The organism is Pseudomonas sp. Leaf127, assembly GCF_001423155.1.
Classification (GTDB): Bacteria; Pseudomonadota; Gammaproteobacteria; order Pseudomonadales; family Pseudomonadaceae; genus Aquipseudomonas; species Aquipseudomonas ovata.
In genome coordinates this window covers 249237-262766 of sequence record NZ_LMOA01000021.1, presented here as the reverse complement: position 1 = coordinate 262766, position 13530 = coordinate 249237, and the positions used below count along the sequence as shown (strand labels likewise).

General features: G+C 64.0%; 12 protein-coding genes. 10 read left to right on the top strand and 2 right to left on the bottom strand.

What is annotated here, in order from left to right:
• Positions 1 to 199: 199 nt before the first annotated feature.
• Together salA and ASF84_RS14520 are read left to right on the top strand one after the other, a co-directional pair.
• Entirely contained in the window at positions 200 to 1480 is a 1281-nt protein-coding gene (gene salA / locus ASF84_RS14525; protein ID WP_056839515.1) for a salicylate 1-monooxygenase, read from the top strand.
• A gap of 43 nt (positions 1481 to 1523) precedes the next feature.
• Entirely contained in the window at positions 1524 to 2858 is a 1335-nt protein-coding gene (locus ASF84_RS14520) for an MFS transporter (RefSeq protein ID WP_056839513.1), read from the top strand.
• Between the two features lie 13 nt (positions 2859 to 2871).
• Here ASF84_RS14520 and ASF84_RS14515 read toward each other — a convergent pair whose 3' ends face one another.
• On the bottom strand, positions 2872 to 4113 hold the full coding sequence (locus ASF84_RS14515) for an acyl-CoA dehydrogenase family protein (protein ID WP_056839510.1): 1242 nt from the start codon (positions 4111 to 4113) through the stop codon (positions 2872 to 2874).
• A 351-nt stretch (positions 4114 to 4464) separates the two neighbouring features.
• On the opposite strand from ASF84_RS14515, the gene msuE reads away from it, so the two are divergent.
• The 8 genes from msuE to ASF84_RS14475 are packed head-to-tail and all read left to right on the top strand — an operon-like array spanning position 4465 to position 12187.
• Positions 4465 to 5019, top strand: coding sequence for an FMN reductase (gene msuE / locus ASF84_RS14510; protein ID WP_056839508.1), 555 nt, complete (start codon positions 4465 to 4467; stop codon positions 5017 to 5019).
• A 22-nt stretch (positions 5020 to 5041) separates the two neighbouring features.
• The gene (gene sfnG / locus ASF84_RS14505) at positions 5042 to 6142 is read left to right on the top strand and encodes a dimethylsulfone monooxygenase SfnG (RefSeq protein ID WP_162241265.1); all 1101 of its coding nucleotides are present in this window, start codon (positions 5042 to 5044) and stop codon (positions 6140 to 6142) included.
• Entirely contained in the window at positions 6142 to 7266 is a 1125-nt protein-coding gene (locus ASF84_RS14500) for an AMP-binding protein (protein ID WP_056839504.1), read from the top strand. Before sfnG ends, ASF84_RS14500 begins: the two co-directional genes overlap by 1 nt.
• Positions 7263 to 8075, top strand: coding sequence for an ABC transporter ATP-binding protein (locus ASF84_RS14495; protein WP_056839502.1), 813 nt, complete (start codon positions 7263 to 7265; stop codon positions 8073 to 8075). Before ASF84_RS14500 ends, ASF84_RS14495 begins: the two co-directional genes overlap by 4 nt.
• A complete protein-coding gene (locus ASF84_RS14490; RefSeq protein WP_056839500.1) occupies positions 8059 to 8940 on the top strand; it encodes a branched-chain amino acid ABC transporter permease in 882 nt (293 codons plus the stop codon). Before ASF84_RS14495 ends, ASF84_RS14490 begins: the two co-directional genes overlap by 17 nt.
• A 12-nt stretch (positions 8941 to 8952) precedes the next feature.
• Positions 8953 to 10020 carry a branched-chain amino acid ABC transporter permease gene (locus ASF84_RS14485; protein WP_056839498.1) on the top strand — a complete coding sequence of 356 codons (1068 nt, stop codon included), beginning with the start codon at positions 8953 to 8955 and terminating at the stop codon, positions 10018 to 10020.
• Positions 10021 to 10065: 45 nt separating this feature from the next.
• Entirely contained in the window at positions 10066 to 11388 is a 1323-nt protein-coding gene (locus ASF84_RS14480; RefSeq protein ID WP_056839497.1) for an ABC transporter substrate-binding protein, read from the top strand.
• Between the two features lie 52 nt (positions 11389 to 11440).
• A complete protein-coding gene (locus ASF84_RS14475; protein ID WP_056839496.1) occupies positions 11441 to 12187 on the top strand; it encodes an ABC transporter ATP-binding protein in 747 nt (248 codons plus the stop codon).
• A 238-nt stretch (positions 12188 to 12425) separates the two neighbouring features.
• Here the strand turns inward: ASF84_RS14475 and ASF84_RS14470 are convergent, their stop codons facing one another.
• Entirely contained in the window at positions 12426 to 13526 is a 1101-nt protein-coding gene (locus ASF84_RS14470) for a sigma-54 interaction domain-containing protein (RefSeq protein ID WP_056839495.1), read from the bottom strand.
• Between the last annotated feature and the right edge of the window lie 4 nt (positions 13527 to 13530).

The window sequence follows — 13530 nt, the reverse complement described above, 5'->3', positions numbered from 1 at the left end:
CAACCTCTTCGGTGCCTGACACTCTGCTTTCGCGACCGTTGGTTGCTCCAGCGGATTTAGTGCCGAGCGCGGATTCCAAGCTGAATGGAATATTCACATCAGTGATAGTTTCTATACGTTCCACTGCATTTATCAATACCGTACCACGGCGCACCATGGGCTCACTCCAAAAACAATCAGCCCAATGGGATGCCTTGTCATGCAAAACCCTTCTTCCTTGCGCGTTGCCATTGTCGGTGGCGGTATTGCCGGTGTAGCGCTGGCCATTGACCTGTGCCGCCATGCCCACCTTGATGTCCAGCTGTTCGAAGCGGCGGCGGCCTTTGGCGAGGTCGGTGCCGGGGTGTCGTTCGGTGCCAATGCCGTGCGCGCCATTGCCGGCCTTGGCATTGCCGAGCCTTACCGGCAGATTGCCGACCAGACCCCTGCGCCCTGGCAGGATGTGTGGTTCGAATGGCGTCGTGGCGCGGATGCCGGTTACCTGAGCGCCAGTGTCGCCGCCGGTGTCGGTCAGTCCTCGGTGCACCGCGCCGACTTTCTCGATGCACTGGCGGCCCAGTTGCCCGGAGGCGTTGCGCAGTTCGCCAAGCGTGCGGCGAGTGTCAGCCAGGCCGACGACCATGTGCGCATTGCCTTTACCGACGGCACCACACATGAATGCGACCTGCTGATCGGGGCCGATGGCATCAAGTCGTCGATTCGCGACCATGTGTTGACCGGCCTTGGCCAGCCGCTGGCCAGCCCGCGCTTCAGCGGCACCTGTGCCTATCGCGGCATGATCGACAGCGACACCCTGCGCGCCGCCTACCGCGCTCGGGGTGTCGATGAGCATCTGCTGGATGTGCCGCAAATGTACCTGGGGCTGGACGCGCACATCCTGACCTTTCCGGTCAAGCAGGGCCGCCTGATCAATGTCGTGGCCTTCATTTCCGACCGCAGCCAGGTGCAACCGGTGTGGCCGCAGGATCAGCCCTGGGTGCGCACCACGACCCAGGAGGAAATGTTGCAGGCCTTCAAAGGCTGGGGCGATGCGGCGCGCATCCTGCTCGAATGCATTCCATCGCCGACCCTGTGGGCTTTGCATGAACTTGATGAATTGCCCGGTTACGTGCACGGTCGCGTCGCGCTGATCGGCGATGCGGCCCACGCCATGCTGCCGCACCAGGGTGCCGGCGCCGGGCAAGGACTGGAAGATGCCTGGCTGCTGGCGCGGCTGCTGGCCGACCCGCAGGTGCTGGAGGCGTCGTTGCCTGAGGTGCTGGCGGCCTATGACGCCATCCGCCGACCCCGTGCCTGCCGCGTGCAGCGCACCTCGCACCAGGCCGGTGAGCTGTATGAACTGCGCGAGCCGCACACCGCCGCCGATGAAAGCCTGCTGGCGCAAACCCTGGCCGAGCGTTTCGCCTGGCTGTGGGAGCACGATTTCGACAATGAACTGCGCCAGGCCCGGCAGCGGCTGGGCTGGTTGCAAGCCGCCTGACCCAGCACCTGACGGTTTCATAACAACAATAAAGAGCCATGCCATGCGCACAATCAATGTCACCGCCCTGCTGGACGGGGTTCGTTTCAATGCTTTTCATGCCCGCGTGCTGCTGTGGTGCGCGCTGATCATCATCTTCGACGGCTACGACCTGGTGATCTACGGGGTGGTGCTGCCTTCGCTGATGGCCGAATGGGGCCTGAGCGCCATGCAGGCCGGGGCGCTGGGCAGTTGCGCCTTGGTGGGCATGATGATCGGCGCGCTGTTTTTCGGCTCGTTGTCCGACCGCATCGGCCGGCGCAAGACCATTGCCTTTTGCGTCATCCTGTTCAGCGGCGTCACGGCGCTCAATGGCCTGGCGCAAAGCCCGGAAATGTTCGGCCTGTGCCGTTTCATTGCCGGGCTCGGCATTGGCGGGGTGATGCCCAATGTGGTGGCCTTGATGAATGAGTATTCGCCCAGGCAATCGCGCAGCACCCTGGTGGCGATTATGTTCAGCGGCTATTCACTGGGCGGCATGTTGTCGGCGGGGCTGGGCATGTGGCTGATCCCGCTATGGGGCTGGCAGGCGGTGTTCTATGTGGCGGCCATTCCCTTGCTGGCGCTGCCGCTGCTGGTCCGCCAGTTGCCTGAATCGATGAACTACCTGCTGCGCAGCGGTCAGACCGAACGAGCCCAGGCCATTCTGGAACAGGCCTTGCCGGATTACCGCCCTGCGGCGGGCGATGCGCTTGAGCAGGCCTCGGGCCGGCATGCCAATGTGTCGATCGGTGAGCTGTTTCGCGAAGGCCGCACTTTGAACACGTTGATGCTGTGGCTGGCGTTCTTCTGCTGCCTGCTGATGGTCTATGCACTCAGTTCCTGGTTGCCCAAGCTGATGAGTGGTGCCGGCTACGGCCTTAACTCCAGCCTGACCTTTCTGCTGGTGCTGAATGTGGGGGCGATCATCGGCGCGATCGGCGGCGGCTGGCTGGGCGACCGGGTCGGGCTGGGCAAGGTGCTGCTGGGGTTTTTCACCTGTGGTGCGCTGGCCCTGGCGCTGTTGTCGTTCAAGGCGCCGCTGGCGGTGTTGTACCTGCTGGTGGCGATTGCCGGGGCCTGCACCATCGGCACCCAGATTCTGGCCAATGCCTGCACCGTGCAGTACTACCCGGCGCAGATTCGCAGCACCGGGCTGGGCTGGGCGATGGGCATCGGCCGCACCGGTGCGATCATCGGCCCGCTGCTGGGCGGCGCGCTGCACGCCTCAGGCTTGCCGCTGCAAGTAAGCTTTCTGGTGTTCGCCCTGCCAGGGGTAGTGGGCGCGCTGGCGGTGCTGGTGTTCCTGTTCAACACGTCCGGCGCGCCGCTGACAGCTGTAAAAGCTGCCAGCCTGTAGACGCGGGCTGGCGTTACTGCGTGGTCTTGGAGCCTGCGCCAATCTGCCAGATATACGGCGGTTCGGTGCCGTTGATTTCCCAGTCGCCGATGATGCGTTCCTTGTAGATCAGCGGGTTGTGCGAGGCGGCGGTGCGGGCGTTGCGCCAGTGGCGGTCGAGCTGTTTGCCGGTGCTGGTGGCCGAGGCGCTCAGGGCATTGAACAGCTCGCTGGTGGCGCGCAGCACCAGATCACTGATCACCACCTGGCCCTGGGCTGACTCCAGCTCGGCCGCCAGGTTGGCCTGGCGCTCAGCCTCGACGTCAGTGCCAAAATGCGCCAGATAAGCCCCGTGCGAGGCCTCGGCGGCGCGCACCGCGGTGGCTTCGGCGGCATACACCTGCGCCGAGGCGCGGCCCACTACCTGCTGCACCAGCGGGTCGCGGTCCACCGATGAGGCATTGCCGTGGCTGAACACGCGGGTGCGCTGGCGGACCTGGCTGGAAAAGTCACGCACCGCCGCCCGGCCACTGCCGGCCAGCACGGCCAGCAACACCAGTTGGTAGAACGCGGTCTGGTACTTGAAGCGCCCGGCAAAGGGCAGGATGTCGTGTTCAGCCACTTCGGCATTCACAAACACCGAGGTGCCGCTGCCGGTGGTGCGCTGGCCGAACCCGTCCCAGTCATCCTGCAGCGTCACGCCCGCCTGGGCGGTGCGTGTGACGGCAATCACGTCCTCGCCGGTGTCGTCACGCTGGGCATACAGGTCGACCCAATCGGCGAAGATACTGCCAGTGCTGTAGTACTTGGTGCCATTGACCACCCAGCGCTCGCCGTCCTGTGACACCCGGGTGATCACCTGACCCAGTTTGACGTTGCCGACTTCGGTCCAGGCATTGCCGACCAGTTCACCCCTGACGAAGCGTTCGAACCACAGCGTCTGGTCAGTGTGGGCATGGGCGTTGATGCGGTCCTCGACAAAGGCAAAGTGGCCGCGCAAGGCCTGGGGAATGTTGGAGTCGGCCTCGGCCAGCTCGATCAGCAACTGCAACAGTTGCGTCAGCGAGGCGCCATCGCCGCCGTGCTCACGCGGCACGCGCACCGCGCCAAAACCTGCTTGCTTCAACCAGCGAATCGGCTCGTGGGGCAGGGTACGGCTGTGCTCGCGCGCCAGCGCCGTGTCGGCGATGCGCTTGAAGATCGGACGGAACCGTTCGGCAAGTACCGGATAGTCGGTGCCGGTGGACAGTTGGGGCAAGTGCTGCTGGACAGACATCGGGTATCTCCTGGATCAATGAGCGATACCGGGCTTTCGCAAGCTTCGTGCCTGACTGATAATTCGTTAAAAATCATAGGCTTGAATGTTTTAAGGTCAAAAGCATGCTGTGTCCGTTGCAGCAGCTTGCTGAAGTACTGTTGCCAGGCACACAGCGGTCTTGCGTACCAGGCCTTGTCATACCTCCTGCGCACTGTTCGTGGATCAACAGTTGTTTGACACCTTGCTGTTGAACAGACATCGTCCCACTCGTGTGATTTGTTTCTATCTATTTGATTTAAAAGACTTTTAATGATTGGCACGGTTGCTGCTCTAGCGTCCTGTATCGAGGCATGTGCCTGGGAGGATGAAATGAGCAAGACAATCAAGGTCGTGGTGGTCTCCGGCAGCCTGCGCACCCCATCGCGAACCCACGGCCTGTTGCAGGCCGTGGCCCATCAACTGCAGCAGCGCCTGCCGGTCGAAGTGCACTGGGTGCGCGTCGCTGAACTGGCCGGCACGCTGGCCGGTTCGCTGGAGCGCGACACGGCCTCGCCGGCCTTGCTGCCGCACCTAGAGGCCATCGAAAACGCCGACCTGATCATCGCCGGCAGCCCGGTCTACCGCGCCTCTTATACCGGCCTGTTCAAGCACCTGTTCGACCTGGTCGACCACCAGGCGCTCAAGGGGGTGCCGGTATTGCTGGCGGCCACCGGCGGCAGCGACCGCCATGCGCTGGTCATCGATCACCAGTTGCGCCCGCTGTTCGGTTTTTTCCAGGCGCACACCTTGCCCTACGGCCTGTACGTCGCCGCCGAGGCCTTTACCGACTACCAGTTGCTTGAGGCCGCGCACCTGGCGCGCATCGAGCGGGCGCTCGACCCGGTCATCGCCTTCTTTCATCCCGCCGCGCTCAGCGCCGCCTGATTTTCCACACCTTCAAGGAGTCATCGACATGAGCCAACAACCGATCAAGTTCGCCTACTGGGTGCCCAACGTCAGCGGCGGCCTGGTGGTCAGCAACATTGAACAGCGCACCAGCTGGGACATCGACTACAACCGCACGCTGGCGCAGATTGCCGAGCGTTCGGGGTTCGACTACGCCCTGTCGCAGATCCGCTTTACCGCCGGCTACGGCGCCGAATTCCAGCACGAGTCGGTGACCATCAGCCATGCACTGCTGGCCGCGACCACCACACTCAAGGTCATCGCCGCCATTTTGCCCGGCCCCTGGAACCCGGTGCTGGCCGCCAAGCAACTGGCGACCATCGACCAGTTCACCCAGGGCCGGGTGGCCATCAACGTGGTGTCGGGCTGGTTCAAGGGCGAGTTTCATGCCATTGGCGAGCCGTGGCTGGACCACGACGAGCGTTATCGCCGCTCCGAGGAGTTCATTCGTGCCCTCAAGGGCATCTGGACCCAGGACAACTTCACTTTCAATGGCGACTTCTACCGCTTTCGCAACTACACCTTGAAGCCCAAGCCGCTGCAGCAGCCGCATCCGGAAATCTTCCAGGGCGGCAGCTCGCGGGCCGCGCGTGACATGGCCGCACGGGTGTCGGACTGGTACTTCACCAACGGCAATAGCGTCGAGGGCATCAAGGCCCAGGTCGACGACATCCGCGCCAAGGCAGCGGCCAATGGGCACTCGGTCAAGGTCGGCGTCAATGCCTTCATCATTGCCCGTGACACCGAGCAAGAGGCCCAGGCGGTGCTGCGCGAGATCATCGACCAGGCCAACCCCGAGGCGGTCAATGCCTTCGGCCATGAGGTCAGGAACGCCGGCGCAGCCAGTCCTGAAGGCGAGGGTAACTGGGCCAAGTCGACCTTCGAAGACCTGGTGCAGTACAACGACGGCTTCAAGACCAACCTGATCGGCACCCCACGGCAGATCGCCGAGCGCATCGTGGCGCTCAAGGCGGTGGGGGTAGACCTGATTCTTTCGGGGTTCCTGCATTTTCATGAAGAAGTCGAGTACTTCGGCCAACGTGTGTTGCCGCTGGTGCGCGAGCTGGAAGCCCATAAACTCAATGCGCCGGCTGTCGCCTGATGAACGTTCAGGCGCTGACCTTGCCCGCCTGGCTGGCGCATCAGGCCGGCGCCCGGGCACACGCCATTGCCCTGCGCCATAAAACGCTGGGCATCTGGCAGGCGTTCAGTTGGACGCAACTGCAGCAGCAAGTGCTGCGCGTGGCGGCCAGCCTGCAGGCCAGTGGGTTCCGGCCCGGCCAGCAATTGGTGATCCTCAGCCGGCCACGGCCCGAAGCGCTGATCGGCGCCCTGGCCGCGCAATGGCTGGGCGGGGTGGCGGCCTTGTTCGACCCGCTGCAAGAGACCGGTGCGCAGGGTGAGGTGCTGCGCCAGTTGTCGGTTGACTTTGTGCTGGCCGAGGGGCTTGAGGAAATCACCCGTTTGCGCGACTGGCGTCTGGAGCCGCGCTGGCTGGTGTATGCCGATGCGCGCGGGCTGGTAGACGAGTTGTCGCGTGGTGGGGCTGTGGAGTATGCGCGTCTGCCCGCCATCGGGGATATGCCCGTGCCGATGCAGGCGCAGGCGGTGGACATGGCCTTTGTCTTCTATCAACTGGGCGCTGACGGCCTGGAACGGCAGTTTTTCAGCCACGCCCAGTTGCTCAAGGAGGCCCGGCCACTGGTCGAACAGCAAGGTTTGAGCGATCAGGAGCAGGCCCTGGCTGCCCGCGCCTTTGCCGCCAGTGGCCAGGCCCGCTACCTGTTGGCACCCTGGCTGTTGGCCGGCTTTGTGCTGAATTTCCCCGAGCGCCTGGAAACCCGTGACCAGGACCGCCGCGAACTGGGCCCGACGCTGGTGCTGGGCACCCGTGAAACCTACGGGCGGCTGTATGCCAGGGTGCTGCAGCGCCTGCCGCTGCCGGGCACGTTGCACCGACGCTTGCTGGACTGGGCACTGCAAGAGGGGGCCGGGCGACTGGCAAGCGGGATCGGTGAGGTGCTGATCCGCCGGCCGCTGCGCGATGTCCTGGGGGTTGGCCGTGTGCGCGTAGCCTTGCTGGCGGGACCGCCGCTGGATGAGCGGACGCAGCGGTTCTTTGCCGTGCTGGGGGTGCAGGTGCTGGGCTGGCCTGGCCGTGAGGTACTGGATGAGTCGGGTCGCTACAGCACCGAGCGTGCCCTTGGCCTGTCGGTGGCGGTATGAGTGCGCCGCCATTGCTGGAGTTGCAGGGCATTTCGTTGGCGTTCAAGGGCGTCAAGGCCATCAGCGACATCGGCTTTGCCGTGGCCGAAGGCGAGATCTGCGCCTTGATCGGCCCGAACGGTGCCGGCAAGAGTTCGCTGCTCAATGTCATCAACGGGGTTTACCAGCCGCAGCAGGGCAGCATTCGCTTTGCCGGGCAGACCCGACGGGCGATGCGCCCCCATCAGGCCGCGCAGCAAGGGATTGCCCGTACCTTTCAGAACCTTGCGCTGTTCAAGGGCATGAGCGTGCTCGACAACGTGCTCACCGGGCGCCACCTCAAGCGCCGCGCCACCTGGCTGGAACAGGCCTTGTGCGTGGGCCGGGCACCGGCCGAAGACGACCGGCAGCGTGAAGCCGCCGAGCGGGTACTGGCGTTTCTGCGTATCCAGCCATGGCGCGATGCGATCGTCGGCACCTTGCCCTATGGCCTGCAAAAGCGTGTGGAACTGGCCCGGGCCCTGGCGGCCGAGCCGCGTCTGCTATTGCTCGATGAGCCGATGGCGGGCATGAACACCGAGGAAAAGGCCGAGATGAGCCGCTTTATCGTCGACACCAACCGCGAATTCGGCACCACCGTGGTGTTGATCGAGCACGACATCGGCGTGGTGATGAGCCTGTCGGACCATGTGGTGGTGCTCGACTACGGCCGCAAGATCGGCGATGGCCCGCCGGCCCAAGTGCGGCGTAACCCGCAAGTCATTGCCGCGTACCTCGGCGTACAGGCCTATGACAGAAAACAGGAAAAGACGCATGGAATTTTTCTTTGAGGTGCTGATTGGCGGGCTGTTGGCGGGGGTGATGTATTCGCTGGTCGCCATCGGCTTTGTGCTGATCTACAAGGCCAGCGGGGTGTTCAACTTTGCCCAGGGCGCCATGGTGCTGTTTGCCGCCCTGACTTTTGTCAGCCTGCTGGAGCGCGGCGTGCCGTTCTGGTTGGCGCTGCTCATCACCCTGGCGGTGATGCTGGCCCTGGCGGTCGGGGTCGAGCGGCTGGTGCTGCGCCCGCTGGTCAACCGCCCGCCGATCACCCTGTTCATGGCCACGCTGGGCCTGTCGTACGTGATCGAAGGTGCAGCGCAAGCCTTGTGGGGCGCGCAGGTGCACGGGCTGGACCTGGGCATCAGTGACGAGCCGCTGGAACTGCACGGCATGTTGCTGTCGCCGTTCGACCTGTTCGCCGCTGCCACCGCAGGTGTGCTGGTGATCGGCCTGTCGCTGGGGTTCAACCGCACCCGCATGGGCCTGGCCCTGCGCGCGGTGGCCGACGATCCGCTGGCCGCGCAAGCGGTGGGCATTCGTCTGCAGCGGGTGTGGGTAGTGGTCTGGGCCGTGGCCGGGTTTGTCGGCCTGGTCGCGGGCCTGCTGTGGGGCGCACGGCTGGGGGTGCAGTTTTCGTTGTCGCTGATTGTGCTCAAGGCGTTGCCGGTGTTGATCATTGGCGGATTTACCTCGATCAGTGGCGCCATTGTCGGTGGGCTGATCATCGGCGCCTCGGAAAAACTGGCCGAGGTCTACCTGGGCCCGGTGATCGGTGGCGGGCTGGAAAACTGGTTTCCCTATGCCTTGGCGCTGCTGTTTCTGCTGGTGCGCCCGGCCGGTCTGTTCGGTGAACGCGCGATTGAGCGCGTGTAAGGAGAAGTCAGCATGTTCTACCGGGAAGCGGGTCAGTTCAGCACAGGCTATGCCCAGGATCGCCGTTTTTTTCGCCTGCGCCAGGACCGTATCGCGGTGGCGCTGCTGGTGGCGGTGGCCTTTGGCGTGGTGCCCTGGCTGGGCAATGACTATTGGCTGAGCGCGATCCTGATTCCATTTCTGGTGCTGTCGCTGGCCGGGCTCGGGCTTAACCTGCTGACCGGCTACGCCGGGCAGTTGTCACTGGGCTCGGCGGCGTTCATGGCGGTGGGCGCGTTTGCCACTTATAACGCCGGGCTGCGCGTACCGGGATTGCCGTTACTGGTGAGCCTGATGTTCGGTGGCCTGACAGCGGCAGCGGTGGCCATTGTGTTTGGCTTGCCGAGCCTGCGCATCAAGGGCTTTTACCTGCTGGTGTCGACCCTGGCGGCGCAGTTTTTCGTGCAGTGGGCGCTGACCCGCTTCAGCTGGTTTTCCAACCACAATGCCTCCGGGGTGATCAGCGCGCCGCCGTTGCACATCGCCGGCGTCGACTTGAGCGCGCCGGCCGGCCGCTACCTGTTGACCCTGGCGGTGGTGCTGGCGCTGTTCTGGCTGGCCGGTAACCTGGTGCGCGGCGAACTGGGCCGGCAGTGGCGGGCGGTGCGCGACATGGACACGGCCGCGGCGGTGATCGGCATCCCGTTGCTCAAAAGCAAGCTGCTGGCGTTTGCCATCAGCGGTTTTTACCTGGGCATCGCCGGCGCGCTGTGGGCATTCACTTACCTGGGCACGGTGGAGCCGCATGGTTTTGATCTGAGCCGCTCGTTCCAGATCCTGTTCATCATCATTATCGGCGGGCTGGGCAGCCTCCTCGGCAACTTTCTGGGGGCGGCCTTCATTGTGCTGTTTCCCTTGCTGCTGTCGAACCTGGCCGCGTTGCTGCCGGCCGGGCTGATCGCCGCCGGCCAACTGGAAAACCTGCAAAAGATCGCGTTTGGCGCGCTGATCATCGTTTTTCTCATCAAGGAGCCGGAGGGCCTGGCGCGCCTCTGGACCACATTGCGCGAGCGCGCACGGCGATGGCCGCTGCGCTACTGAGCCAACCCCTGCCTGCCACTCTGACCTCAAACCAAGGATTCAACCATGATCAAACATGTAATCGCCGGCGGCCTGGCCCTGGCGCTGGGCCTGGCCGCGTCGTTTTCGGCCCAGGCCGAGCCCGAGCAGTACTTTCCGCTGCAAAGCTACCGGGTCGGCCCGTATGCCGCCGGGGGCACCGGTTTTTTCGGCGGCTTTATCGACTACCTCAAGTACGTCAACGCCAATGGCGGGGTCAACGGCGTCAAGCTGACCTGGAGCGAGTGCGAGACCGAGTACGTGGTCGAGAAGGGCGTCGAGTGCTATGAACGCCTGAAAAAGGGCCTCAACGGCGCGCCGGCGGCGGCCACCAATCCGTTGTCGGTGGGTATTGCCTACGCCACGCTGGAGCGCTCGACGGCCGACAAGCTGCCGCTGATCACCATCAACCACGGGCGCACCGACTCCACCGACGGCAGCGTATTTCCGTATGCCTTCCCGTTGCAGTTGAACCCGTATTCCGAAGTGTCGGCGATCATCAACTGGATTGGCGACAAGAGCGGCGGGCTGGCCGGGCTCAAGGGCAAGAAGATCGTCACCCTGTACCACGGCTCGCCGTACGGCAAGGAAACCAACGAGGTGTTGCAGACCCTGGCCGACACGTACGGCTTCGAGCTGACCCTGCTGGAAGTGCCCCATCCTGGCAACGAGCAGCAATCGCAATGGCTGAACATTCGCCGCCTCAAGCCGGACTGGGTGATCCTGCGCGGCTGGGGCGTGATGAACCCGGTGGCGCTCAAGACCGCGCAAAAGGTCGGTTACCCGGCTGACCACATCATCGGCAATATCTGGAGCAACTCCGAAGAGGACGCCCTGCCGGCGGGTGCGGCGGCCAAGGGTTTTATCGCCATTACCACCCACCCCTCGGGCACGGCCTTCCCGGTGCTGCAGGGCATCCGGCAGCAGGTACTGGACAAGGGGCTGGGTGATCTGGCCGACCCCAAGCGCTTTGGCACCGTGTATTACAACCTCGGGGTGGTCAACGGCATCCTCAATGTCGAGGCGCTGCGCATTGCCCAGCAGAAGTTCGGCCAGCAGCCGCTCACTGGCGAGCAGGTGCGCTGGGGCTTCGAGCACCTGAAACTGGACGATGCGCGCCTGGCCGCGCTGGGCGCCAAGGGGCTGGTGCAACCGCTGCAACTGTCGTGCGCCGACCATGAAGGCGGCGGCGCGGTGCGCTTTCAGCAATGGGACGGCGAGAAGTGGAACCTGATCAGCGACTGGGTGCAGGCCGACCGCGCCTTGCTGCGGCCGATCATCGAGGCCTCGTCGCACCAGTACGCCCGGGAAAAGGGCATTACCCCGCGCGATTGCAGTCAGGAAGGCTGATTGCCGTGTACCTGGCCGGGCCGGGTGCCCGGCCTTCACGCCGGAGGGGCGCATGATGTTGCAGGTCGACACTATCGAAGTGGTATACGAACAGGCGATTCTCGCCGTGGCGGGGGTGTCGCTCAAGGTGGATGAGGGCCAGGTGGTCGCGCTGCTGGGCGCCAATGGCGCCGGCAAGAGCAGCACGCTCAAGGCCATCAGCGGGCTGGTACGCGCCGAGCGTGGCGAGGTGGTGCAAGGTCGCGTGCTCTATCAGGGGCGTGAGGTAACGCGCCGTTCATCCCAGGCACTGGCCGGCGATGGGTTGGTACATGTATTGGAAGGACGGCACTGCTTTGCGCACCTGACGGTCGAGGAAAACCTGCTGACGGGCACCTTTGCCGGAGCCCGGCTGTCGCGCCGTCAAGTGAGTGATGAGCTGGCACGCATCTACGCCTGGTTTCCGCGACTGAAAACCCGGCGCAAGAGCCTGGCCGGCTATACCTCCGGCGGTGAACAGCAAATGATCGCCCTGGGCCGCGCCCTGATCTCACGCCCGCGCCTGGTGTTGCTCGACGAACCCTCAATGGGCCTGGCGCCGCAACTGGTCGAGGAAATCTTCGACATCATCGCGGCGCTCAACAGCCGCGAAGGCGTGAGCTTTTTGCTGGCCGAACAGAACGTGAACGTGGCGCTCAGGCATGCGCACTATGCCTACGTGATTGAAGGCGGGCGGGTGGTGGACCAGGGCGAAGCCCGGCAGATGGCCGCCCGCGAGGACCTGCATGATTTCTACCTGGGCAGCACCGGAACCCAGTAGGAGCGCGCTTGCCCGCGACCGGCTGCGTTAGCAGCCGTAAATTTTCAGCGTTTCCGAGATTTTGCGATCATGCGCTGCAGATTTTCAGCGTTTCCGAGATTTTGCGGTCATGCGCTGTAGATTTTCAGCGTTTCCGAGATTTTGCGAGCGCTACGCACTCGGTCGCGGGCAAGCGCGCTCCTACGGCGGTCCCATGTCTGCGGCGCACCGCCTTGGCGTGCCGCCTTGGCGCTCAAGATCATATCGACACCTGTATCGGCCGCTGGCTGGCGGCCGCCTGCGCCGGTTTGCGCTTGTTCACCACCAGTTCGCCCATTCGAATCAGGTGGCTGCGGGTGATATTGCGCGACAGACCCAGCAGGCTGGCGGTGTGCACCTGGTTGTAATGACTGAAACGCCAGGCCGCACGCAGCAGGCTGTCTTCGACCTTCTCATGCAGGGCGCCACTGTGTTCTTCGAACAGGCGGGTGAAGGCGCGTTGCAACAATTGCTCGGCAGTTTCTTCACGCGGCTGGCTGTCGTTCTCACGCTCAATGCGCAGGCTGGACAGGTGCAGGTCTTCGGCGCGAATCAGCCCCTCGCGACAGATCAGCAAAGTGTGGTGAATGACGTTTTCCAGCTCGCGGATATTACCCGGCCAGCCGTAGGCGGTCAGGCGCCGGATGGCATCGTCGGCCAGTGACACCTGCGTATAGCCCAGTCGGTGGCTGTATTGATCAATAAAGTGCCGGGCCAGCGGCAGCACATCGCCTGGGCGCTCGCGTAGCGGGTAGAGCTGCAGGCTGACCACGTTCAGCCGGTAATACAGGTCCTCACGAAAGTGGCCGGCGTTGATGGCTTTTTCCAGGTGCACGTTGGTGGCCGCCAGCACCCGCACATTGATCGGGATACTCTTGCGCGAGCCCAGGCGCACCACTTCTCGTTCTTGCAACACGCGCAGCAGCTTGACCTGGATGGCCATCGGCAGATCGCCGATCTCATCGAGAAACAACGTACCGCCACTGGCTTCCTCGAACCAGCCGGCCTTGGCCGCCAGGGCGCCGGTAAAGGCGCCTTTTTCATGGCCGAACAGTTCGGCCTCCACCAGCGAGGCCGAAAAGGCCCCGCAGTTGACCGCGACAAACGGACCGGTCTTGCGTGTACTCAGGTTATGGATATGGCGGGCCACCAGCTCCTTGCCGGTGCCGGTCTCGCCGATGATCAGCACGCTGGCTTCACTGGGTGCCACTTGCTGCACATGGGCCAGCAGGGCTTGAGACTTGGGGTCTTCGAACACCTGGGCGGTGGCCCTGATCGAGGTGGCCAGGGACGGGGACGGGGGCAGGGTCAGCAAATGCATGGGC

Excerpts from the sequence above, each read along its gene's own strand:
- salA (WP_056839515.1), top strand. The coding sequence starts at position 200 with ATGCAAAACCCTTCTTCCTTGCGCGTTGCCATTGTCGGTGGCGGTATT.
- ASF84_RS14520 (WP_056839513.1), top strand. The coding sequence starts at position 1,524 with ATGCGCACAATCAATGTCACCGCCCTGCTGGACGGGGTTCGTTTCAAT.
- ASF84_RS14515 (WP_056839510.1), bottom strand. The coding sequence starts at position 4,113 with ATGTCTGTCCAGCAGCACTTGCCCCAACTGTCCACCGGCACCGACTAT.
- msuE (WP_056839508.1), top strand. The coding sequence starts at position 4,465 with ATGAGCAAGACAATCAAGGTCGTGGTGGTCTCCGGCAGCCTGCGCACC.
- ASF84_RS14500 (WP_056839504.1), top strand. The coding sequence starts at position 6,142 with ATGAACGTTCAGGCGCTGACCTTGCCCGCCTGGCTGGCGCATCAGGCC.
- ASF84_RS14495 (WP_056839502.1), top strand. The coding sequence starts at position 7,263 with ATGAGTGCGCCGCCATTGCTGGAGTTGCAGGGCATTTCGTTGGCGTTC.
- ASF84_RS14490 (WP_056839500.1), top strand. The coding sequence starts at position 8,059 with ATGGAATTTTTCTTTGAGGTGCTGATTGGCGGGCTGTTGGCGGGGGTG.
- ASF84_RS14485 (WP_056839498.1), top strand. The coding sequence starts at position 8,953 with ATGTTCTACCGGGAAGCGGGTCAGTTCAGCACAGGCTATGCCCAGGAT.
- ASF84_RS14480 (WP_056839497.1), top strand. The coding sequence starts at position 10,066 with ATGATCAAACATGTAATCGCCGGCGGCCTGGCCCTGGCGCTGGGCCTG.
- ASF84_RS14475 (WP_056839496.1), top strand. The coding sequence starts at position 11,441 with ATGATGTTGCAGGTCGACACTATCGAAGTGGTATACGAACAGGCGATT.
- ASF84_RS14470 (WP_056839495.1), bottom strand. The coding sequence starts at position 13,526 with ATGCATTTGCTGACCCTGCCCCCGTCCCCGTCCCTGGCCACCTCGATC.